At 64.9% G+C, this 23253-nt stretch carries 16 protein-coding genes; 9 read left to right on the plus strand and 7 right to left on the minus strand.

Features of this window, described 5'->3' with window-relative positions; translation table 11 throughout:
- Window positions 1-77: 77 nt before the first annotated feature.
- The 6 genes from pth to sufU all read left to right on the plus strand — a co-directional run bounded on the left by pth (window position 78) and on the right by sufU (window position 11065).
- Window positions 78-662 carry an aminoacyl-tRNA hydrolase gene (pth, locus tag PYR64_RS04775; protein WP_275778670.1) on the plus strand — a complete coding sequence of 195 codons (585 nt, stop codon included), beginning with the start codon at window positions 78-80 and terminating at the stop codon, window positions 660-662.
- Between the two features lie 142 nt (window positions 663-804).
- A complete protein-coding gene (locus PYR64_RS04780; RefSeq protein WP_275778672.1) occupies window positions 805-3537 on the plus strand; it encodes a LuxR C-terminal-related transcriptional regulator in 2733 nt (910 codons plus the stop codon).
- A 41-nt stretch (window positions 3538-3578) separates the two neighbouring features.
- Entirely contained in the window at window positions 3579-6236 is a 2658-nt protein-coding gene (locus tag PYR64_RS04785) for a LuxR family transcriptional regulator (RefSeq protein ID WP_275778674.1), read from the plus strand.
- 469 nt (window positions 6237-6705) lie between these two features.
- On the plus strand, window positions 6706-9171 hold the full coding sequence (locus tag PYR64_RS04790; RefSeq protein WP_275778676.1) for an ATP-binding protein: 2466 nt from the start codon (window positions 6706-6708) through the stop codon (window positions 9169-9171).
- Window positions 9172-9250: 79 nt separating this feature from the next.
- Window positions 9251-10576, plus strand: a complete 1326-nt coding sequence (locus PYR64_RS04795; RefSeq protein ID WP_275778678.1) for a cysteine desulfurase — start codon at window positions 9251-9253, stop codon at window positions 10574-10576.
- Between the two features lie 36 nt (window positions 10577-10612).
- Entirely contained in the window at window positions 10613-11065 is a 453-nt protein-coding gene (sufU, locus tag PYR64_RS04800) for a Fe-S cluster assembly sulfur transfer protein SufU (protein ID WP_055974938.1), read from the plus strand.
- Between the two features lie 18 nt (window positions 11066-11083).
- On the opposite strand, the gene nhaA is transcribed toward sufU, so the two are convergent.
- The 4 genes from nhaA to PYR64_RS04820 all read right to left on the minus strand — a co-directional run bounded on the left by nhaA (window position 11084) and on the right by PYR64_RS04820 (window position 14857).
- Window positions 11084-12397 (minus strand): Na+/H+ antiporter NhaA, encoded by a 1314-nt coding sequence (nhaA, locus tag PYR64_RS04805; RefSeq protein ID WP_018777350.1) that lies wholly within the window; start codon window positions 12395-12397, stop codon window positions 11084-11086.
- 162 nt (window positions 12398-12559) lie between these two features.
- A complete protein-coding gene (locus PYR64_RS04810; protein ID WP_018777351.1) occupies window positions 12560-12781 on the minus strand; it encodes a hypothetical protein in 222 nt (73 codons plus the stop codon).
- A gap of 1 nt (window position 12782) precedes the next feature.
- Window positions 12783-13280, minus strand: coding sequence for a DUF2505 domain-containing protein (locus PYR64_RS04815; protein WP_018777352.1), 498 nt, complete (start codon window positions 13278-13280; stop codon window positions 12783-12785).
- A gap of 47 nt (window positions 13281-13327) precedes the next feature.
- On the minus strand, window positions 13328-14857 hold the full coding sequence (locus tag PYR64_RS04820) for an SDR family oxidoreductase (RefSeq protein WP_079581070.1): 1530 nt from the start codon (window positions 14855-14857) through the stop codon (window positions 13328-13330).
- A 109-nt stretch (window positions 14858-14966) separates the two neighbouring features.
- Between PYR64_RS04820 and mfd the strand changes: the two genes are divergently transcribed.
- Complete coding sequence (mfd, locus tag PYR64_RS04825) at window positions 14967-18599, plus strand: transcription-repair coupling factor (RefSeq protein ID WP_275778682.1); 3633 nt, start codon at window positions 14967-14969, stop codon at window positions 18597-18599.
- A gap of 4 nt (window positions 18600-18603) precedes the next feature.
- Complete coding sequence (locus PYR64_RS04830; RefSeq protein ID WP_079581068.1) at window positions 18604-19398, plus strand: metal-dependent hydrolase; 795 nt, start codon at window positions 18604-18606, stop codon at window positions 19396-19398.
- Window positions 19399-19477: 79 nt separating this feature from the next.
- Here PYR64_RS04830 and PYR64_RS04835 read toward each other — a convergent pair whose 3' ends face one another.
- Together PYR64_RS04835 and deoC are read right to left on the minus strand one after the other, a co-directional pair.
- Window positions 19478-19705 carry a hypothetical protein gene (locus PYR64_RS04835; protein WP_018777356.1) on the minus strand — a complete coding sequence of 76 codons (228 nt, stop codon included), beginning with the start codon at window positions 19703-19705 and terminating at the stop codon, window positions 19478-19480.
- A 53-nt stretch (window positions 19706-19758) separates the two neighbouring features.
- On the minus strand, window positions 19759-20451 hold the full coding sequence (gene deoC / locus PYR64_RS04840) for a deoxyribose-phosphate aldolase (RefSeq protein WP_064721888.1): 693 nt from the start codon (window positions 20449-20451) through the stop codon (window positions 19759-19761).
- A gap of 216 nt (window positions 20452-20667) precedes the next feature.
- On the opposite strand from deoC, the gene PYR64_RS04845 reads away from it, so the two are divergent.
- The gene (locus PYR64_RS04845) at window positions 20668-22221 is read left to right on the plus strand and encodes an HNH endonuclease signature motif containing protein (RefSeq protein ID WP_181423283.1); all 1554 of its coding nucleotides are present in this window, start codon (window positions 20668-20670) and stop codon (window positions 22219-22221) included.
- Between the two features lie 143 nt (window positions 22222-22364).
- Here PYR64_RS04845 and PYR64_RS04850 read toward each other — a convergent pair whose 3' ends face one another.
- Entirely contained in the window at window positions 22365-23237 is an 873-nt protein-coding gene (locus PYR64_RS04850; RefSeq protein ID WP_275778686.1) for an FAD-dependent oxidoreductase, read from the minus strand.
- Between the last annotated feature and the right edge of the window lie 16 nt (window positions 23238-23253).

Raw genomic sequence — 23253 nt, forward strand, 5'->3', positions numbered from 1 at the left:
TGGGTCCCGGCCACTTTCCTTTGCTCCAGCCCTCCGCATCTCCGCTCCTCCCAACTACGTTCCCTAGGATGAGACCCATGACTGACACCTGGCTGATCGTCGGCCTCGGCAACCCCGGCAGTGAGTACAGCAACAACCGGCACAATGTTGGCCAGATGGTGCTGGACGAACTGGCTTCCCGCATGGGTGGAAAGTTCAAGGTCCACAAGGCCCGCGCACAGGTAGTGGAGGGACGCCTGGGCGTCGGCGGTCCCCGCGTGGTGCTGGCCAAACCGATGACTTACATGAACGTTTCCGGAGGTCCCGTGGCGGGGCTGTGCAAGTTTTTCGACATCGCTCCGGACCATGTGATTGCTGTCCATGATGAGATTGACATCCCTTTTAACACAGTCAAGTTAAAAATTGGCGGCGGCGAGGGAGGCCACAACGGTCTCCGGGACATTTCGAAGGCCCTGGCTACAAAGGACTATCTGCGTGTCCGTGTGGGCGTTGGAAGGCCTCCTGGACGGATGGATACGGCCGACTACGTGCTGCGGGATTTCGCCACCGCGGAGAAGAAAGAGCTGCCCTTCCTCCTAGACGAGTCAGCTGACGCTGTGGAGTTGCTTATCAGCCAGGGCCTGTTGGCGGCCCAGCAGAAGCACCACCCGGCCAAAGCTTGAGCAAATCTTGAGTAAAGCCTGATCAAAGACTGACGGTCCGGAGGACCTTAAGGCCTACAAACTGTCGGCGCCCGAAGGTAGTGTGCATGGTACGCAGATGAGCGGTGGGGGACTATCGCGAATGTGTTAGCTAAGGATGCGGATGTCGTCGGAGTTGCTAAACAGGAGCGGTGGAGGCGCAGCGAGGGCTGCGGCTCCCGATCTTGTGGGCGGACCCAGCGATCGCCAGACCTGGTCGCTTCTGGCCCGCAGCCACGACCTGTCCAAGGCCATCAAGTACCTTGAATCGCCCCTGACCTTCGGAGTGGTCCTCACCGGCGAACGGGGGATCGGCAAATCGGGGCTGGCCAGGGCAGTGGTGTCATCACTCGGCCCCAAGGTCCACAGCCTGCAGCTCCGCAATACCGTTGCGAACGGCCAAACCCCCTATGGATGCCTGGGTTTCCTGCTGGCCCGTTTGCCCTCGGAAGCCGTGGGTTCCCCGACAGGCATCCTGCACGCGGTCACCAACCTGATCAGGACTGAAGCCGCCGGACGTGAAACGGTCTTCATCGTTGACAACGCGGGCGGCATGGATCCGATGAGTACCGGCGTGCTGTTGAACCTCATGGCCACGGGCACGGCCAAAGTGGTGGCCACGGTGCAGCGGGCCAGCGATCTCCCGGCGGATTTCCACCGCATGGTCCTGGACGGTGAACTGGGCGAGGTTCACTTGAACACGCTCAGCGAAGAACAGGCAAAGCAGGTGCTTGGTTCGGTTTTGGGCCACTACGTATCAACAACCCTGGCGGGGTCGCTGCACGCGGCCGTAGGCGGCAACCCCATGCTGCTGCATGCGCTCCTGGAGGATCAGCGCCACAGGGGCAACCTGGTTCTCAACGACTCCGTGTGGACCCTCCGTGACCGGATCACGCTGGAGGGAGCCACGGTGGTGGAGGACTTCGTCCGTTCCAGATTGGCGCGCGAACCGCAGGCCAGCAGGACGGTCGTCAAAGTCCTGGCTTGCGCGCAGCGCGCTACTCTGGTGGATCTTGCGGCCATCTTTGGGACACAGGTCCTGGTGGAGATGGAAGAATCCGGGCTGCTCACCGTCCAGAGACATGGTGAACACTGGGTCTCCTTGCGGGATCCCTACGTGGGCGAGGTAGTGCGTAGCTGGCTGAGCACGCGCCGTACCAAGGAACTCAAGACGATGCTGTACGGCCCCAAAGAGCCGGAGCTCAGCGGACTGGCTCCACAGGACCTGTTGAGCTATGCCGCATGGATGCATGCCTGCGAGGACGAACCGCAGCCTTCACCGGCGTTGGCCCTTGCGGCAGGCCGCGCCGCGTTGAACGATTACGACCCCAACTTCGCCATCCAGTGCATCGCATCCCTGGACCCCAAGGACAGTGAATGGGTCCGTGGCCAGCGGCTCAAAGCCGCTGCCTACCTGATGCTGGACCTGCCGCTGCACGCAGCCCAAGCGTTGGATGAGATCTCCGAGTCCCACCTCGCCGGGCTGGACCCATTGGAGTTCGCCGAGGTCACGGCAGCACAATGCCAGGCCATGACCTGGATTGACGGCCGGTCCGGAATGGTTCCGAGTGTCATCGCAGATGCCTTCGAAACGCTCGAGGCGAAGTCCGCCGATTATCCGGCAGAAGAACTGTCAAAGGCCCGTAACCGTCTGCAGCTGTGCAGCTACGAGTACAAGACGTTCATGGGCGAGTACGCGTCCATGATCGAGGACCTGGAACGGGAACTGGCCAAGGACCCCGGCGAGGACCGTGAGCACTGGCTGAGGTCCTCGTTCTTCCTCATGGAAGCGCGGTGCATTCTGGGAAGGGAGCTGGAAGCGCAGGAGCTCGCCCGACGTGTTTCACGGCATCTGGGGGACACGGACAGGCCCGCCCAACTGGAGGAGGCGTTCGCCAAACACGCTTTCCTGGTTCTCCTGCTGTCCGGCCAGTGGCGCAAATGCATCGAACTGATGCGGCGCACACCGTCAAGGCCGTCCCGCCTCCAGTACCGCGGAGCACTTACTGAGCTGGGCGTTGGTTTGGCGTACGCCTACGCCGGCAAGCCCGCCAGCGCGATCGAACCGCTGCGTTCCGCTGTTGCCCAGCTCGAGCTCCGACCCGCCATGAACATGAACAAGGTGGCCTACGCTGCCACCGCGTTCGCTTACGCCCAACTGGGCAATTCCGCCGAAGCAGGCCGCTACCTGGACCTGTACAGGACCTGCCGGGGCGTGGGGATGTACTTCTCCGAGTCCGTGGCGGAGTTTTGCGCCGAGATGGCGGGCAGGTGGATGGGCGACTCCGACGTCAAGGAAAGGCTTCTTGCCAGGGTCCACGACGACATCGGGCAACAGCGGTACACGACGGCGGGCATCTGCCTTTTCGGCGCCACGGTGGAAGGCTCCGATGAGGAGTACAGGCTGCTTGAGGACATTGCCGGCCGCCGCCAAGGGCCGCTCGCGAAAATCTCCGGCGACCTTGCCCGTGGCTCGTTGAGCAAGAGCTCACGGTCCCTGTTGGCAGCCGCCGACGCCGCCGCCTCCTTGGATTTGCTGGTAGTCGAAGCACGGTGCGTGGCCATGGCATTGGACTTCGCACGCGATGCCGGCGAGACGACAACAGCGCGGACGGCCCAGTTGAGGCTGGAACGCCTGGAGCATTCCGTCTCCGCTCTTCCCATCCAGCCAAGAAGCGACGCGCCGGTATTGACCGAGCGGGAACGCCAAATTGCTAAACTCGCCGGAAAGGGTGTCAGTAACCGCGAAATCGCGATGGATATTGGGGTGTCTGTGCGAACAGTAGAAGGCCATTTGTACCAGGTATTCACCAAGCTCGGTGTGTCGTCTCGGGGCGAGCTAAATGGGCTCCTGTGAGGTAGGACGGGCAGTATCCGCAACTCCGGCACGGGCTGCACATGCAGGCTGAGCACCTTGTTGGCCGGGACTCCGAAATGGAGCTGGCCCTGGAGATATTGCGTCAGGAAGGTGCCGGGGCCGTTCTGGTCGTGGCGGATCCCGGCATCGGTAAAACCGCCCTTTCCGATGAGATAGCCGCCCGCCTGGCATCGGAAATGGTGGTGATGCGGGTCCATGGCAGCCCTGCGCTGTCCGCCGTTCCCTATGGTGTCCTGGCGCCCTATTTGCTGGACCTTCCTGTGGAGCAGGCCACATCGCCGGTGGCCATCCTCCGTGAATTCTGGTCGCAGTTCGAGAAGCGGCGTGGCGGCGAAGGTGCGCGCCTTCTGCTCATCGTTGACGACGCCCACGAGCTCGACGAAGGCAGCACGCAGATCCTGGCTGAACTGGTCACTGCAGGCTGGGCCCGGCTGGTCGCAACCAGCAGGCCCAGGCCTGGCCTTCCGGCGGCACTGCTCCAACTTTGGTACGACGGTTTGGCTGAGCGGTTGGAGCTACATCCCCTGGACAAGGAAACAGCCACGGAACTTGTGGAGAAGACCCTGGGCGGGACGGTCATGGCAAGCGCGGTGGACGTGCTGCATGGATTGTCCGAGGGCAATCCGCTGCTGTTGCGCTGTCTCCTGGATGACACCAGGGCGGACGGGAACCTGGTGCGGCGAAACGGCGTCTGGCTCCTGACACGGGAACCCTCGGGCAGTGGCGAAAACCTGGCCGAGGTTGTCCGGAACAGGGTGCTGCGAACCAGTGAGGCCGAACGGGAGGCGATGTTCGTCATTGCCTTGTCCGAGCCCGTCCCTGCCGCTTTGCTGGACGCGGAGGTCGGCAGGGACACTGTTCGGGCTTTGATGGACAACAGGCTCGTGATCCCCACGAACGGCCCCGGCAGCCCATTGAAGATGTGGCATCCGATGTACAGCGAGGCCCTGCGCCAGATCGTTTCGCCTGCCCGCAGCCTCCAGATCCGCCAGCGGATGGTGCAGCATCTTGCGGTGGAACCGGCCACGGCTGAGGGGCTGCTCCGCATGGTGAGCTGGGCGCTGGACTGTGGTGCCGACGTCGCCGATGAACAGCTGCTGCAGGCAGCTTTCCTTGCGGCCAAACTCCTGCAGAATCCTTTGGCGGTTGCCGCCGCCAGCAGAGTCCGCTCAGAGGCGCTGCGGCCGCGGGCTCGCGCTGTGATGGCCATGGTCAGCTATAACGACGGCGATTACAGCAGTGCCGTGCGTCTGCTGGAGGAGGGAAACGGGTTCTTGGACGCCGATCCGCTGGGACCGACGGGCGCGGGCTTGTTGTGGGCTGCCGCCCGCTCGGCCAGAGGCGATTCGGCGTCCAGCATCGCAGCGGACGCCCGCAACGCCGCCAAATCCCTGACGGACGGGTCAGCGTCGTCGGACCCCATGGCCGCGCAGGTCAACAGGCATGCCTCGGCCCTGGAACTGGCCGCACTGGCCCACGAAGGCCGTTACGGTGAACTTCGCGAGGGGCTGGAGCTGTTTGCCGAAGGACTCCGGACCGACGAGCCGGACAGCGTGATGAACCGGATTTTCCTCCTGGCCATGAAATGCGAGCTCCTCACCGTTGAGGGCCAGCCCGAGCAAGCCTTCGACGCCGGCCGCGAAGCCATGGTCCTCGTGGATGAACACAGCGACAACCTGCTGTACTTCGGCGACTTCGTCCTGGTCCGATACGCGTTGGCGGCCTTGGAATCGGGTGACTGGGGTGCAGCCGATGCTGCCCTGGACCGGTATGCGGCAAGCTCAGCCATGGGGCTCATCACCTTCGGCGGAGACATCCAGGCGCTCAAGGGGTTGGCCCTGCTGCGGCAAGGACGCACGGAGCAGGCCACGGAACTCCTGACCCCCGCAGTCGAAGCCCTCCGGGTGAAGGACCCGCAACTGCTCAGGAGCCTGGGGCACGCCCTGGCGTTCTACGCGGCCGGCAAAACCGGAAACACTGCGCTCGCACAACGGCTGGCAAGCGAACAGGTCCCTGGCAGGGGGAGCAACTACGTTGAGGCGCTTGCCGGGCTGTTCACGCTGGCCGGCCAAGAACTCCTCAGCAAAGGATCCGGACTTCCAAAACTGCGGGACCTGCCGGAGGCCGGCCGTTTGCACGCGTTGCCGGGCCTGCACCTGCAGAACCTCATCCTGAGGACTGAACTCGGGGACGTCGCTGCAGTGGAGTCCATCGAGGAGACCGCATCCCTGATGACGGGCGCCTGGGCGGCCGGATGGCAATCGCTCGCCGCAGCCCAATTGAAGGGTGGCGGCCAGGCCTTCGTGAACGCAGGAAACCTGCTGTCCGCGGCCGGGATGCCGGGGCCTGCTGCAGCAGCGTTCGACAAGGCGGCGGCAACCTTCGACGCCGAAGGCAAGCGTCCGGAAGCGCGGCAGGCCGCCGTCATGCGGGACGTCAACCAGGCCAGCCTGGGCGACTCCGTAGTCCATGACCCCAACACCGAGACCGATCACGCCGTGCCCCTGACCCGGCGTGAGCAGGACATTGTGGCGCTGGCCGTATCAGGTCTCACGGATCGCCAGATCGCCGAAAAACTCATGGTCTCGGTTCGCACCGTGGAAGGCCACTTGTACCGCAGCTACGCGAAGCTGGGCATCCGTCGTCGTGAAGATCTTGGCGCTGCTGTCCGTCACTGACGCGGAGCCCGATCGAGTACCCGAAAAACTCCCTTCAGCGCTCTGACGCGGAATCCTGCCCTATTTAACCAATCAATGGAGTAATTCGCGGGTTTTTCGTGTCGGAACCAAGTAGTGCCCCTTCCCCGTACTGAGTACAACACAGTATCCAGCCCTGAAAAGCCCCCCAGTAATCGAGTACCGATTACTGGTGTTTGGCTTTTGCGCCCCCGGCAGTATTGATCTTGGAAGAACGGTTCAGCCCCAAGCATCACCGGGATTCCGAAAGTCGCATCAACCGCATCGGTGGTCTCTTCAGCCGATGCCCCGGCCACCGAAGGGTGGTCCGGCCCTGAACGAAGCCGGCGGCGACAGAGTCTTCTGAGACCGAGACTCTCCCCCCAGCCGCCGCCGGCTTCTAAGCCAGGGACCCCGCGAATCGCGGACATCAAAACTTCCCGGACATGGGACTGCTGCTATTGGAGTGTGCATGCTGCCGGACCCTTGGCTGGACGAAGACACCGTCGCAGCCAGGCTGGGATCTCCGACACTGCCCGATAGGGCGCAATTGCTGGAACTCGTCTTTTCCGCCGTACGGTCATCTTCCAAGAGCGGCATCCTGGTGGCAGGGGAGAAGGGCTCGGGCAAGAGCCACATGTTGCTCTCCCTCAAAGCCGGACTTCCCGGGACCATGGATGTCAGGACCTTCGCCGGAAGCCTGGACCTGACGGCGACCCAATACGGTGTCCTGGGTGCCTCAACAGGCGTCCTGGGTGGCGCCGCGCGTGTCCTGGGGGCCAGCACCGGGGGGACCGGCGAGGGCTTGCTCCCAGGGCTCCATGTCCTGCGCGCCCTGACCAGCACACTCGGACCGGCCAGCTACCTGTATTCGCCTCCCGTCGCCCGGCGAGGCAACAAACGCCGGAACCAGCAGGCCCGTCCCCAGCTGGTGCTGCTGGTGGACGACATCCACTACGTGGATCCTGCCTCCCTGGGTGTGCTGCTCCAGCTCATTCCTGGATTCGGTGCCAAACTCGTTGCCACGGCTGACAGCCGGAGCCCGCTGCCGCAGGATCTCTATCAGCTCTGGGAAGACGGCTTCATGGAGCAGTACCTTCTTCCCCCTTTCACCTTCACGGAGGCGCACGCCCTGTGTGTTTCCCTCCTTGGCGGAAAGGTCCAACGCCGGGCCAGCAGCCTTCTGGCAGTCATCAGCGGCTTCAACGTGGGCATCCTGTGCCTCGCCGTGGAGGACGCACGCCGCGCCGGGCTCCTGGTGCAGAGGGAAGGGTATTGGACGATCAACACCCGGGCGCATTGCCAGTGGCCTGGCGTCGTGGATCGCGTCCAGGCGGAAAACGCTGCCCGGCTGCCTGAGGAGCGGCTGGCATTGGAGCTGACAGCGCTGGCCGAGCCGGTCGCCGTCGAGGTTTTGGAGCGCCATTGCGGTCACAAAGCCGTAGAGAACCTACTGTCCGAAGGCCAGATCAGGCTGTTGCCCGGCAGGTCTCCGATGGTCCGGATGGGCTCGTGGTTGCGGGGGGAGGGCCTCCGGCTTGCAGTTCCGAGGTCCCGGAGCCTTGCCCTTCATCAACGGATCGAGGACCCCGGACTCACGCTTGAGACGGCACCGAGCATGTTGCGGTGGATGACCTGGACCCTGGACTGCGGGCTGGGCCTGCCGGATGAGCTCCTGCTGGCGGCGGCGCCGGCCGCCGACCGGCCCGTAACCGCCGAACTTGCCCTCCAGGCTGCCTCGGCTGTGAAGGCTCCGGGCCACCTGGACGAAGCAGGAATGCTCAGGGCCAGGGCATTGATTGCCGAAGGCCAACTGGCTGAGGCCGCACCTGTCCTCCGTCACTTGGCTACGGCGGCGAGCTCGGCGGAGGTGAAGGCCGACGCCGGTGGGCGGCTCATGGCGCTGGAGCTGCTCGGCGCAGCGCACGGCGGGCTGACTGCAGGGGACGTGGTTGCCGACCCCGCCGCGCGGATCGCAGGAAAGGTGCGGGAGGCCGAACGCTTGCTCCTGTCCGGCGCGGCCGTCGAGGCCCTGGAAAAGACCACTGAGGCAATGAAAGTCGTCGGTGGTGATCCGTCCATGGCGACGTTCCGTGCGGGCGCGGCACTTCGGCACGTGATCTGCCTGCGGCACAATCTGGGGTGGAGTGCCCTGGTCCCGCTCTTGGAGTACTCCGCCTACGGGGTGCCCAGCCACCTGGCCGCATGTTCAGAAACAGCACGGGCCTACGCCCAGCTCGGCCAGGGATTCCCTCGTGCGGCGCGCGTCACGCTTGAGGCGGTACTGGCAGAACTGTCCGACGCCGGGCTGCCGCCGGTGCGATCCTTGGCTGCGGCCATGATGGCCTACTGCGAGGCGCTCAGCGGAAACCCTGGTGAGGCACTGGAACTGGCCGCGCAAAGCACCTCGGGAGCCGAAACAGGGTTGACTGGGGGGTCGCCTGACGATCTCCTGTCGCGGATGAGTGCCCTCTACTGTGCCGCGGCCAGGGACGTTTCGTCCGGTACCTTCACCCACCTGATGGCGCTCGCGGACGAAGCCCAATCCGCGGGAAGTGTCTTGTTGGAAGCTGAGGCGCTGTCCCTCCTGGCGCTCAACGCAGGTCGTGCCGGCGTCGTGGATCCGGCCATCCTGCCGCGGCTGGCGGCCGCGTCTTCCGCCGTCGAAGGTACCGGTGGTGCGGCGTTGCGGACTTTTGCGGCCGCCATGGTGGAAGACGAACCCAAGTCGCTGGAGGCGGCCGGCCGCTCACTGTCAGCAGACCGGCAATTCGCCCACGCAGCACTTTGCTACGCACGTGCGGCTGCCGGTTACCAGGCGAAGGCCCGCACTGCGGCGGCCCGGCGGGTATCCGTCCTCGTTGAGCGGCTCCGCGGTGTCACGGAGAGCGAGGCCGTGCCACCTCTGGGTTGGGTTCCGGGGAGGGCCGGGAACTGACGTGCTGTACGGCACACCGCCCGATCCGGGCCCACGTGGGATAATGAGGAGTCCCTGAAGGATTCCCAAGGAGCGCCCCTTGACTGCCGTATCAACTCCAGCCTCACTGCAACAGTCCATGCATGCCATGGACAACGCGGAGGTGTTGCGGATCCGGAACGACTTCCCGGTGCTGGACCAACTGGTCAACGGTAAACCGCTGATCTACCTTGATTCCGGTGCCACCTCGCAGAATCCGCTCAGCGTCATCGAAGCCGAGCAGGAGTTCTACGAGCAACGCAATGCTGCCGTACACCGTGGCGCCCACCACCTGGCTGTCGAAGCGACCGAAGCCTTTGAAGACGCACGCCAGACCGTGGCGGACTTCATTGGTGCCCGCTACGAGGAAACCGTATGGACCTCCAACGCCACCGAGGGTCTGAACCTCATCAGCTATGCCCTGTCCAACGCGGCGCTGTGGGCAGCCCAGGGTCGCGGCAGCTCCGCCTTGAAGGAACTGGCCATCGGTCCCGGCGACGAAATCGTGGTCACGGAGATGGAACACCACGCCAATCTCATTCCCTGGCAGGAACTCGCCTTCCGCACCGGTGCCACGCTCAAGCACATCCCCATTACCGACGACGGTGCGCTTCGCCTTGATGCCGCCGGAGAGATCATCGGGAACCGGACCAAGCTCCTTGCTTTCACCCACGCCTCGAACGTCCTGGGCACCATCAATCCCGTGGCCGATCTTGTGGCCATGGCGCGCCGCGTCGGGGCGCTGGTGGTGCTGGACGCCTGCCAGTCAGTTCCCCACATGGCGGTGGACGTGAAGAAGCTCGACGTCGACTTCGCCGTGTTCTCCGGGCACAAGATGCTGGCTCCCACCGGAGTCGGGGTGCTGTACGGAAAGCAGGAGCTCCTGGACGTGCTGCCGCCGTTCCTCACCGGTGGCTCCATGATCACCACCGTCACCATGGAACGTGCGGAGTACCTGCCCGCGCCGCAGCGGTTTGAAGCCGGAACGCAGCGCATCTCCCAGGCTGTGGCGTTGGCCACCGCCGTCAACTACCTTTCCGAAACGGGCATCGACCGCATCCATGCCTGGGAAGCCACCCTGGGCCAGCGACTGGTCAAGGGACTCGAGAGCATCGACGGTATCCGCGTCGTTGGCCCTGCGTCCGGCGCTGAGCGGATCGGTTTGGCAGCCTTCGACGTCGCCGGGGTCCACGCCCACGACGTCGGGCAGTTCCTCGACGACCGCGGCATCGCTGTTCGCGTCGGCCATCACTGCGCCCAGCCGCTCCACCGGCGCCTCGGCCTAACGGCCACAACCCGGGCCAGCACCTACCTCTACAACACCACGGACGACGTCGATGCTTTCCTCGACGCCGTCTCGGGCGTGCGGGCCTACTTCCAGGCCTGATCACACTGACTTTGCAAAGAAACGGGCATCAGCACCATGAGTCTTGACCAGCTTTACCAGCAGATCATCCTGGACCATTCCAAGCAGCGGCACGGCAGCGGGCTCGCCGAAACACTGGCCCCTGCGGGTGCCTCCACCGGTCAATCGCACCAGCTGAACCCCGTGTGCGGGGACGAAGTGACGTTGCGGCTCGCCGTCGCGGACGGAACAGTCCAGCAGATCAGTTGGGACGGTGCCGGCTGTTCCATTTCCATGGCCTCGGCCTCCGTGCTCAGCGAGATGGGTGAGGGGATGTCCGTGGCGGAACTGCATTCCGTGATCGACAACTTCCGGGAGGTCCTGCGTTCCCGCGGGAAGGTGCAGGCAGACCCGGAGATCCTGGGCGACGCCGCAGCGTTCGAGGGAGTAGCCCGCTACGCAGCCAGGGTCAAGTGCGCCATGATCTCGTGGGTGGCTGCCGAGGACGCCCTCAACCAGGCAACGGCCTAGCTCCGAGGCACCTCCGCGTCAGCTGCGGGCAAAGACATCAGGTACGCCGTCGCCGTCGTCGTCCCGTTCTTCGTCCGCCTGCACCTGCCGGTACCGCCGGTTACGGGCCTTAAGGACGACGGCGGCCAACAGCGCCGAGATCAAGGAACCCGCCAAGATGGCCACCTTGGCGTGGTCGTTGTGGGCTGAACCTGCACCGAAGCTCAGCTCCCCGATGAGCAGCGAGACGGTGAAGCCGATACCGGCCAGAAGCGCCAGCCCGAAAAGGTCGATCCATGCGATGCCGGAATCCAGGCTGGCGCGCGTGGTCTTGGTGACCAGGAACGTCGTGCCGAAGACGCCCACAGCCTTGCCGAGCACCAACGCGGCCACGATGCCCAGCGCCACGGGATCCCGCAACGCCGCGCCCATGCCGTCCAGCCCGCCCAGGGCCACACCGGCGGAGAAGAACGCGAACACCGGAACGGCAAAACCTGCCGAGAACGGGCGCAGGCGGTGCTCAAAGTGCTCGGCGAGGCCCTCGGCGGGCTCACCCTTCTTCCCACTGGCAAACACAGGGACGGCGAAGCCCAGCAACACCCCTGCCACGGTGGCGTGGATGCCGGATGCGTGAACGAACCCCCACGTCGCCAGGGCCAGCGGCACCAGGAGGTACCAGCTGCGGATCCGCTTCTGTACCAAGAACGTGAAGAGCGCCAACGGGACGAGCGCGGCCAGCAGCATGAGCGGCTGGAGCCCAGTGGAGTAGAAGAAGGCGATGATGCCGATGGCGATGAGGTCGTCCACCACGGCAAGCGTCAGCAGGAACGTCCGGAGCGCGGCGGGAAGGTGCGTGTTGATCACAGCCAGGACCGCCAGTGCGAAGGCAATGTCCGTCGCCGTGGGAATGGCCCAGCCCTTGAGGGTTTCAGGGGAACCGAGGTTGAAGAGAACAAAAATCAGCGCAGGGACTGCGACGCCGCCGATCGCCGCAGCCACAGGAACAACAGCCCGGGCTGGTTTGCGGAGTTCCCCGGCCACGAATTCGCGTTTGAGCTCCAGTCCCGCCAGGAAGAAGAACACCGCCAGCAGTCCGTCGGAGGCCCAGTGGCCCAGACTGAGCTCAAGGTGCCAGGGTTCGTAGCCTATCTTGAGGTCGCGGAGTGCGAAGTAGCCGTCGGCTGCGGGGGAGTTTGCCCAGATGAGGGCTATCACTGTTGCGGCCAGGAGAAGTGCTCCGCCCACGGTTTCCGTACGCAGGATCGAGAGGATCCTGCGATACTCCGGGTAGCTGGAGCGGGTGAAGACTTTGCTGGAGGGGGTTTTGGGCGGGACGGGAGGCAGTTGGGCCACTGAGGGCTCCTAACAGTGGGCGGTCATAGGGCGGGTACAGCAAATACACGCCGACCAGACTTCCCGGCACACCAATGTCCATCTTACCCAACCTGGGGACGGCAAACGCTCCACTGAGGGCTCAGTGGAGCGTTTGCCGTCCCCAGTCGGGTGGGACGAAGCTCAGGCGACGAGGCCCGCGATTCCGATGACCGCCGTCGCCAGTCCCAGCACCATGGAGATGGTGACCAGGACGACGTGGACCGTCAGGAACTTTGTGGCCTTGCCTGCGGCGTCGCGGGCCCGGGGATCCTTCATGACGCGCTTGAGGAACTGCGGCCACACAGCCAGCGACCACACGCCGGCCACAATCAGGACCACCGCAAGGATTGCGGGAATCTGCATGCTAGTGGCTTTCGAGCCAGGCCTGGGCCTGCTGCGACTGGATGCCCAAGGCCTTGCCCACCATGGGCTCGGCAGCGTCAGCGATCTTTCCACCCAGGAACGGAACCGAGGACGTCACATTGCCTTCGAGTTCGATCCGGGTGCTGCCGCCCTCGGCCACGAGCCGTTGGACCGCGGTGACATCCAACGGTGCGCCGGCGATCTTCAGCGCGATGGTGCTGGCGCGCGAGCCGTCGGCAGCCGGGGCTTCCCACTGCTCGGTCTGGGTGACCTTCAAGGTTTCGCCGACGAACTTGCGGGCGATCTCCGGCAGGCGGGTGGTGGGCAACGTGCGGACGGTGGTGGTGGTGAAAGCGCCGGCAGTGTCGCCGTCAACGGTGAACGATTCCAGCGAGCCGCCCACGTATTCGCTCGTGTGGCGCAGGAAATCCTCGTCGACAAAGACGGCCGCTACGCGGTCAACGCTGTGGGGCAGGGTGGTGGATGCACTCAGGGCCATGGGTCCTCCGTGGATGGTGGTGGTGAAGCTTTTTAGCTCCCAACATCCTACGGGGTCCGGGTGGACACACTTGAACCCGATTCCTCCTGAAGGGTGGTCGCGGCTGCCGAAATGTTGCGGGCCATGGACGGAAAGATGAAGCCGTGGAACGGATACACGCCCAGCCAATACAGCCGTCCGGCCAAGCCGCGGGGGAAGAAAATCGCGCGCTGCTTATAGAGGCTCCCGTCGCCGTCGGGCTCCACCGACAACTCAAGCCAGGCACCACCCGGGGCGCGCATTTCGGCGCGCAACCGCAGCAGGTGGCCGCGGTCGATGGCTTCAACCCGCCACCAGTCCACCACTTCGCCGGTGTTCAGCGTCTTGGGGTGCCTGCGGCCGCGCAGCAGCCCCGCGCCGCCCTGCAGCTTGTCCAGCCAGCCGCGCACCCGCCACGCCAAAGGCAGCGAGTACCAGCCGTTCTTGCCGCCAATGCCCTCGATGATGGTCCACACATGCTCCGGCTTGGCTTCGCTATGGAAGGTCCGCTCGTCCAGGAACACTTTGTAGCCGGCCCAATCGGGGTCGCTGGGGAGGGGATCGGCGTCGATACCGGCGTTGGCCCAAGTGGTCTCCACCTGACCGTCCCGTTCCTTGCCCAGCGCCAAGGCTACGGCTCGCCGGTAGGAGGTCAGGCCGCCGTCGGGCTGCTTGATGTAACGGTCGACGTCGTGCTCCCGCGATACGGCGTCGTGCTGCAGTGACTGCACCAGCGGCAGCGACATGGACAGCGGAATCGGTGTTACCAAGGCGACCCACAGTCCGGCGAGTTTCGGCGCGGGAACGGGAAGCGCGATGACCAGCCGGCGAGGCAGGCCACGTTCCACGGCGTACTCGTTCATCATTTCCTTGTACTTCAGGATCTCCCGTGAGCCGATGTCGAACGAGCGGTTCAGCTTGTCCGGCAGGGCCGCCGCCGCCACGAGATAGTGCAGGACGTCGCGCACCGCGATCGCCTCAATCCGGTTGTTGACCCAGCTCGGCGCGGGCATGACCGGGAGGGTGTCTGCCAGGTGCCGGATCATTTCGAAGGATGCGGAGCCGGAGCCAATCACCACGCCCGCCTGGAACACGATCGAGTCCACGGGTGATTCGAGGAAGACTTTGCCCACGGTTTCGCGGGAACGCATGTGTGTGGACAGTTCCGTGTTCTCCGGGTGCAGTCCGCCGAGGTACACGATCCTGTCCACTCCGGCCTCCGCAGCTGCCCCGGCGACGAGGCGGGCCATGGCTTCTTCCTTGGCCTCGAAACCGCTGCCCGAGGCCATGGAATGGACCAGGTAGTACAGAACGTCCACCCCGTTGAGCGCCTCGGAGAGGCCGTCGGCGTCGGACAGGCTGTTCTCAATGATGTCGACGTCGTCATGCCACGGAACGTCTGCGATTTTTTGGGGCGTGCGGACCAGGACTTTGACCTTGTGGCCGGCTTCGAGGAGCCGGGGGACCAGCCGACCGCCGATGTAACCGGTGGCGCCGGTCACCAGCACTGTCCTGGTGTCCTGCGTGGTGTTGGAATGCGTAGCTTCCGAAGGCTGCAAAGGAACTCCTGTGGCTGGGGGTGGAGGTAGGCTGGAATGACCCGGCATTCATCTGAATTTCCGGGCATTTGTGTTGCCTGCCCTTGGACCCACCCTAGGAGTTTCTGCCATGAGCCTCAACGGTCTGCGCCGCGCACTGGCGGAGGACAAGACTTTCGCGCGCGTTCGTACCGAGGCGGCGCGGTCCTTCAGCGACCGGAACGCCGACTACCAGATCAGTGCCCCCACGGGGATGCGTGCGGTGTTGCTCGCCGAAATGGCCGATGCCCTGGCGGACACCGGCGCCGATGACGCGGCAACCCCGGTGGTCCTGGCCGTGACCGCCACCGGCCGTGAAGCCGAAGACCTCACAGCGGCGCTCTGCTCCTACCTCCCCGCGGACTCTGTGGCCACCTTCCCCAGCTGGGAAACCCTCCCGCACGAGCGCCTTTCGCCGCGGTCGGACACCGTGGGACGCCGCCTGTCCGTTCTGCGCCGCCTGACCCATCCGGAAACCTCGACGGCGGCCCCGTTGCGTGTGGTGGTGGCTCCGGTCCGCGCTGTGGTCCAGCCGATCGTGGCCGGCTTGGGTGACCTGGTGCCGGTGACCCTGCAAGTAGGCCAGGAACGCTCCTTCACCGACGTTGTCCGGGCCCTCTCCGACGCCGCCTACGCGCGCGTCGACATGGTGACGCACCGCGGCGAATTCGCCGTCCGTGGCGGAATCCTCGATGTCTTCCCACCCACCGAGGACCACCCGATCCGGGTGGAGTTCTTCGGCGACGAGGTGGATCAGATGCGCTGGTTCGCCGTGGCCGACCAGCGTTCCTTGAGTGCACCCGGGATCCACCACCCCACGGAACTGCATGCCCCTCCGTGCCGGGAAATCCTGATCACACCCTCGGTAATGTCCCGTGCGGCGAAGCTGAAGGCAGACATGCCCGCGGCGGCCGACATGCTGGAGAAGATCGCAGGGGGCATTGCGGTGGAAGGCATGGAATCCCTGGCCCCGGTGCTGGTGGATGCCATGGTTCCGTTCGTGGACCAGCTCCCGGCCGGCTCCCTGTCCGTTGTGATCGAACCCGAGAAGGTGCGCACGCGCGCGCATGACCTCGCGGCGACCAACGAAGAGTTCCTGGAAGCGGCCTGGTCCACGGCGTCCGACGGCGGTGCGGCGCCCCTCGATTTGTCGTCACAGGCCTCCACTGACTTGCACGCCGCGAGTTTCCGCTCACTGACCGATACCCGTTCAGCTGCGCTGGAACACGGCGTGTCCTGGTGGTCCATCACCTCCCTCGCCTCGGACGAGGACCTGGTCCTGGACATCGATGTCCTCAACATGCGTGCCCGCGAACCGCGTGGCTACCAGGGCGATGTGGCCGAGATGCTGGAGTTCATCGGCTCCCGTGTCCGCGAGCAGTGGCGCGTCGTGGTGGTTACGGACGGCCCGGGTCCCGCGCAGCGCCTGGCTGAGCTGTTCCACGACGCAGAGATTCCCTGTTCCCGCGTCGACTCCCTGGATCAGGAACCCCAACCGGGCATCATCGAGGTGACCACTGCCGCCGTCGGACGCGGTTTTGTCCTGGACGGCCTCAAACTGGGGCTGCTGACCGAAGCCGACCTGCTGGGACGGGCGACAGCGAGCTCCACCAAAGACATGCGGCGCATGCCGTCCAAACGGCGCAACGCCGTGGATCCTTTGCAGCTGCACGCGGGTGACTTCGTGGTCCACGAACAGCACGGAATCGGCCGGTTTGTGGAGCTGATCCAGCGCAAGGTGACCGGGACGTCGTCGTCCGACGCCGGGCTGCGCGAGTATCTGGTGCTGGAGTACGCGCCGTCCAAGCGCGGTGCCCCTGGCGACCGGCTGTTCGTACCGACGGACCAGCTGGACCAGGTGACCCGCTACGTGGGCGGGGACACGCCTGCGCTGAGCAAAATGGGCGGCGCGGACTGGGCCAGCACCAAGTCCAGGGCACGCAAGGCCGTCAAGGAAATCGCCGGGGAACTGATCCGGCTGTACTCTGCCCGCATGGCATCCCGCGGCCACGCTTTTGCACCGGACACGCCGTGGCAGCGCGAGCTCGAAGAAGCGTTCCCCTACGTGGAAACACCCGACCAGTTGACCACCATCAACGAGGTCAAAGCCGACATGGAGCGGGAAATCCCCATGGACCGGTTGGTATCGGGTGACGTCGGCTACGGCAAGACCGAAATCGCCGTCCGCGCCGCCTTCAAGGCTGTCCAGGACGGCAAACAGGTGGCGGTGCTCGTACCAACCACCCTGTTGGCGCAGCAGCACTACGAAACCTTCACCGAACGGTTCTCCGGCTTCCCGCTGCGCGTGAAGCCGCTGTCCCGGTTCCAGACCAGCAAGGAAGCCAAGGAAACGGCCGAGGGCGTCAAGAGCGGCGCTGTCGACGTCGTGATCGGTACCCACCGGCTGCTGTCCAAGGACTTCGAGTTCAAGGACCTCGGCCTGGTGATCGTGGACGAAGAGCAGCGCTTCGGCGTGGAACACAAGGAAGCGCTGAAGAAGATGCGCACCAACGTGGACGTCCTGGCGATGAGTGCCACGCCCATTCCGCGAACACTGGAGATGTCCCTGACGGGGATCCGCGAAACGTCCACACTGGCCACACCGCCGGAGGAACGCCACCCGGTGCTGACCTATGTAGGTCCGTACACCAACAAGCAAACCTCCGCCGCGATCCGCCGTGAACTCATGCGCGAAGGGCAGGTGTTCTTCGTCCACAACCGGGTGTCCTCGATTGAACGCATTGCCGCGCAGATCCGTGAACTGGTTCCCGAAGCCCGGGTGGAAGTTGCCCACGGCCAGATGTCCGAGAGCCGCCTGGAAAAAATCATCGTGGACTTCTGGGAAAAACGCTTCGACGTCCTGGTGTGCACCACCATCATCGAAACCGGCCTGGACATCTCCAACGCCAACACCTTGATTGTGGACGGGGCCGACAAGTATGGCCTCTCGCAGCTGCACCAGCTCCGAGGCCGCGTAGGCCGTGGCCGTGAGCGCGCCTACGCCTACTTCCTCTACCCTTCCGAGAAACCCTTGGGTGAGGTGGCGCTGGAACGGCTCAAGGCAGTGGCGGCGCACAACGAGCTCGGCGCCGGCATGCAACTGGCCATGAAGGACCTGGAAATCCGCGGTGCAGGCAACCTGCTCGGCGGAGAACAGTCCGGCCACATCCAAGGTGTCGGCTTCGACCTCTACATCCGGCTTGTGGGCGAGGCCGTGGCCGAGTACCGCGGTGAGGCTGAAGAGAAGGCCGCCGAGATGAAGATCGAGCTGCCGGTCAACGCGCACCTGCCCCATGACTATGTTCCCGGGGAGAGGCTGCGTCTTGAGGCGTACCGGAAGCTCGCTGCCGCCATCACGTATGAGGCCATTGATGAAGTCCTGGCCGAACTCGTGGACCGTTACGGTGAGCCGCCGCTGCCGGCCCAAAACCTCATTGCCGTGGCGCGCTTCCGGGTGGGTGCCCGCGAAGCCGGCCTGTCCGACGTCGCGCTCCAAGGCAACTTCATCCGCTTCTCGCCGGCGCAACTGCCCGAATCCAAAACCATGCGCCTGAACCGCATGTACCCGGGCTCCCAGGTCAAGCCTGCGCTCGACGCCGTGCTGATCCCCAAGCCCAAGACCGCCCGGATCGGCGGCCGTGACCTCCAGGACGCCGAGATCCTGCAGTGGGCCAACAACGTCATTGAAGCGATCTTCGCCGAAGCCCCCGTGAAGGCAGGCTAGGCGAATGATGGGAGGACACCACGCCGCGTCGGGAGCCGCGGCGTGGATAGCTATTGCCTCAACCGGCCCCTACGCGCTCGGCTGGTACCCGCTGGATGCCACTGGAATCCTGATTGGCGCCATGGCGACGGCGGGAACGGCCTTGGTATGCGACTGGGACCACCGGCACAGCACCATCGCCAACTCGCTGCCGCCACTGTCCAACGTGATTGCCGTGGGCATCGAGAAAGCCAGCGGTGGGCACCGGCAAGGGACGCACTCACTGCTCGGCGCCTCGGCCTTCGTGGTGCTGGCCGCCATGGCGGCGCAATTCCAGATGGTGACGCCGGTGGGAAAACTGTCGGTGGGTGCCGGACTCTTGTGCATGTTCATGATCAACCTGGCCGCCAAGGCGCTGAACCTGTTCCCCAAATCCGGGTGGATCACCAACTGGCTGTTCGCCCTGCTCATGGCCGGCCTGGTGACGTGGTTCGCCCCGGCCCAATGGGGTTGGCTCCCGTTGTCCATGCTGACGGGCGTGGTGGTCCACATTGTGGGGGACATGATCACCGTTGGCGGGGTGCCGCTCTTGTGGCCGATCGTCATCAAACCACCGAAATTTTTGCGGAAATCCGTTGTCAGTGGAATCTGGCGGGCGAACGGGGCTTTCTCCCTGCCGCTGTTGGGCAGGGCGGGGTCACGGCGGGAATGGTTGGTGCTGATTCCTGTGAGCGGCTACGCCATGGTGGGGATGGGGGCCGCTGCCTGGACACTGGCGAAGCTGCACTGGCCCGCGTTCCTTGCCGCGCTGGCGCTTTAAAAGCCAAACGCGGTGTGACTTACGGCCCATGGTCCCCTTCGGGATGGGCCGTAAGTCACACCGCGTTGCTGTTTGAGGTTTAGCTTTCGCCGGCGGAGTCCGACCGGCCGAGAATGGTCTGGGGGATCCAGAAAGCCAGGGCGAAGAGGCCAAGGCACACGGCCATCGGCCACGGGTTGTCCAAGCTCAGGAAGGAGAGCGAGTAGATGGCGCCCAGGAAGAGCACGATCATGACCAGGAACAAGACAATGCTCGTGCCGAGATTGTTCTCTTTTTCAATGGGGGCACTTGTGGTGTTCTTGGACATTCATTCCTCCTCGGCCCCGCAGGGCTCAAAAATCTCTGGCGGTAGCGGAAGCCTTAGTAGGCAGATGAACCCTGTTCACCTTTGACGATGGCAATTCCGGAACTCGCTCCGATACGTGTTGCACCAGCAGCAATCATAGCCTGTGCGTCGGCCAGGGAGCGCACGCCACCGGAGGCCTTGACGCCGAGGCCGGGCCCAACGGTCTTGCGCATCAGGGCAACGTCTTCAACCGTGGCACCACCGCCGTTGAATCCCGTGGACGTTTTGACGAAGTCCGCGCCTGCCTCCGCTGCTGCCTCGCAGGCGATGACCTTCTGCTCGTCATTGAGCATGGATGTTTCAATGATCACCTTAAGGATGGCTTCGCCTGCGTGGACCGTTTCGGCCACAGCTCGGATGTCGTCCACCAACGCGCCCTTGTCATTGGCGCGGGCCGAAGCCATGTTGATCACCATGTCGATTTCGTTGGCACCATCCAGCACCGCACCTCGGGCCTCAAACACCTTGACGTCGGTGGGCGTGGCACCCAGCGGGAACCCGATCACCGAACAGGTCAGGACGCCTGAGCCCTTGAGCGCTTTGGTGACGGTCTTGACCCACACGGGGTTCACGCAGACAGATTTGAACCGGTACTCCACGGCCTCCGCGCACACCTTGAGGATGTCTGCCTCGCTGGCCTCGGGCTTCAACAGCGTGTGGTCGATGTAAGAGGCGATGTTTGCAGGGGCGACGGCTTCGTTGCTCATGGGATCCTTCCGTGCAGGGCGTGGCCGGCCCGGTGGCCGCAGGGTTGTCACTGCCCGTCAAAGGACCATCTTGCCACATCCGGCGGGGCTCCCCGCGGCCCCGTGGGGGTCGCTGGTGGGTGGGGCGCGGGGATTTCCGCGGGTGCTGGAGCGGGGTTTTCCACATAGGGGGCTCGGTGTCTTTTGGCTGTTGGTGGTGGCTGGAAGGGTTGCGGTATGGAGTGGATTCGGGAGGGGCGGGAGCCGGTGGAAGGACAGTCGGCGGCGGGGCCGGTTGGTTCTGCTGGGGCGTCGGTGGTTGAGAGTGATCCCGGGCCGGCTGCTCCCGGTTCGGGTGTTGAGGGCCCTGGGTCCCTAAGTGGTGACTTGATTGGGCAGTTGCGGGTGTTGGAGGAGATGAAGTCGGCGATTTGCGGATTGCAGGCCAGGGTTGCGGCGGCGTTTGAGGCAGCCCGGTCTGCTGAGCGGGCCGCGGCCGGGGTGCCGGTGTCCGAACGCGGCGATGATGTGGGAGCCGAGATCGCGTTGGCGCGGCGGGAATCCCCGAACCGGGGAGCGCGGCTTCTGGGGCTGGCGAAGGCGCTGGTGTTCGAGATGCCGCGCACGATGGCGGCCTTGGACTCGGGGATGTTGAATGAGTGGCGGGCGACGTTGTTGGTGAAGGAAACAGCGTGCTTGTCAGTGGAGGACCGGGCTGGGGTAGATGCGGAATTGGCCGCGGATACCGGGACTTTTGAGGGCGTGGGGGATAAGGGCGTGATCGCGGCTGCCAGGGCTGCTGCGTATCAGCGTGATCCGCGCTCGGTTGCCCAGCGTGCGGCCCGTGCAGCCGCGGACCGAACGGTGACTTTGCGACCAGCGCCGGAGACAATGACGGTTTTGACTGCCCTGCTGCCGGCGGCCCAGGGGGTTGCAGCTTACGCGGCGTTGTCTCGTGCCGCGGATTCGGTCCGGGCCCGCGGGGGTGCTGGCTCAGGGGCTGCGGAACGGGGCCGGGGCCAGGTCATGGCAGATACCTTGGTTGAACGTCTCACAGGCAAGGCCGGCGGGATCAGCGGGGTTGAAGTCCAGCTCGTCATGACCGATCGGGCCCTTTTCCAAGGCGACAGTGAACCCGCCCGGTTGCAGGGCTATGGCGTCGTCCCGGCACAATGGGCGCGCGAACTTGCAAACCCGGAGGCGGCGGGGAACACAAGCCATGACGCTGGACAGGCCGGGATTTCAGGACGCAGAAACGGTGGCATGGGTCGGGCAGGAACGCTTTCCCAAACCGTAGCGCCGGTTCGGGATTCCGAGTACGGACTCTGGCTTCGGCGGCTCTACACCGCCCCGACCTCCGGGGAACTTCTCACCACGGACTCCAAATCCAGGCTGTTCCCGCCGCGGCTCCGGCGTTTCATCGAAACCCGTGACTACACCTGCCGAACCCCTTACTGCGACGCGCCCATCAGGCACATCGATCACGTGGTGCCCTGGCAGCACGGCGGACCTACCACTGTGGACAACGGCGCCGGGCTCTGCGAAGCATGCAACCACACCAAAGAACATCCTGGCTGGACCGCAGCAACCACGGAGGCCGGAACCACCCAGCCCATAACAACCGAGGCCGCAAACACCAGGCCCGGTAACCCCACCCCGGCAAATCCCGGCACGAGGACCCGCCACACCCTCAAACTCCGAACACCCAGCGGGCACAACTACGAATCCAAAGCCCCACCGCTGCCAGGGGGCTCGGACAGAATCAGGTCGACCAAGGATGGCCGGGATTAGTTATCGCTGGCGGCCGTGAGTGAAGTTTCCCAGGTGTCAAGGCCGTGAGTCGCACGCGTCGCGCCTGAAGACTGCTTGCGTAGGAATCGTCACCTGCTCTTCCCTGGTTCCCGACACCCGGCGGGAGCTACGGAGTCGGCGAATCACGCAGCCATGGCTGGCTGGGGTTCGCTGCTCACGGCTCCCAGCAGCATGCCGGAAGCGCAGAGCATTGCGGAAGATTCCGCGGACAGGAGCAGGCCCAGGCGAAGGCCGTCGCAGGAAGCGGCATCACCGATCGCCCAGATGCCAGGGACGGACGTGGCGAGGTCGCGCCCCACGGCGATCCCGCCGTCGGACGCGATCCGGAGGCCGGCACTTTCGGCGAGGCCATTGCGTGCGGTGCGTTCCTCGGCCAGGACCACGAGGTCGCCCTTCATGCTGCTGCCGTCCTCAAAGACGATTCCCGTGGGGGACAGGGCTTGCCCGGGGATGGCCGAATCAGCAATGGAGGCAACCACAGCCGTGGGGCGGAGGGTGGTTCGGACGGGACGTACGCCGCGTGCCCGGAGAACCGCTTCGGCCTGGCCCGCTGCTGGACCGTTGCCGACGAGTATTCCCAGCGGACGGCGGCCGACAGACCGGGTGACGTCCTTCACGGCTTCGCCAATGGAGGCGGCATCGTCGATGGTGGAGTAGCTCAGGACCGCCTCGGCACCGTCTACCGGGGGAAGGAGGGGGGCCGAACCCGTGGCGATGACCAGTTGGTCGTAAGCGAACTCCATGCCGTCCACCGTGGTGACTACCTTGGCCTCAGCGTCGATGAAACTGGCGGCCTGGCCGAAGCGCACGGAAACCTGGGGCAGTTCGGCGAGTTCGAGGAGGGCGTCCGGGCAGTCGTCGCGATTGCTGAGCACTGTGATGGTGCCGGCGAAGAGCCGCTGACGGGTGTCGGTCCTGCCAGCCAATCGCCGCACCAGTGCCTGGGCTGCCGGGCCTGCGCCGGCGATGACGATGTGAAGGGAAGTAGAGGACATGGTGGGCCCTTTCGCT

The sequence above is a fragment of the Paenarthrobacter sp. Y-19 genome (genome assembly GCF_029223985.1).
Classification (GTDB): Bacteria; Actinomycetota; Actinomycetes; order Actinomycetales; family Micrococcaceae; genus Arthrobacter; species Arthrobacter nicotinovorans.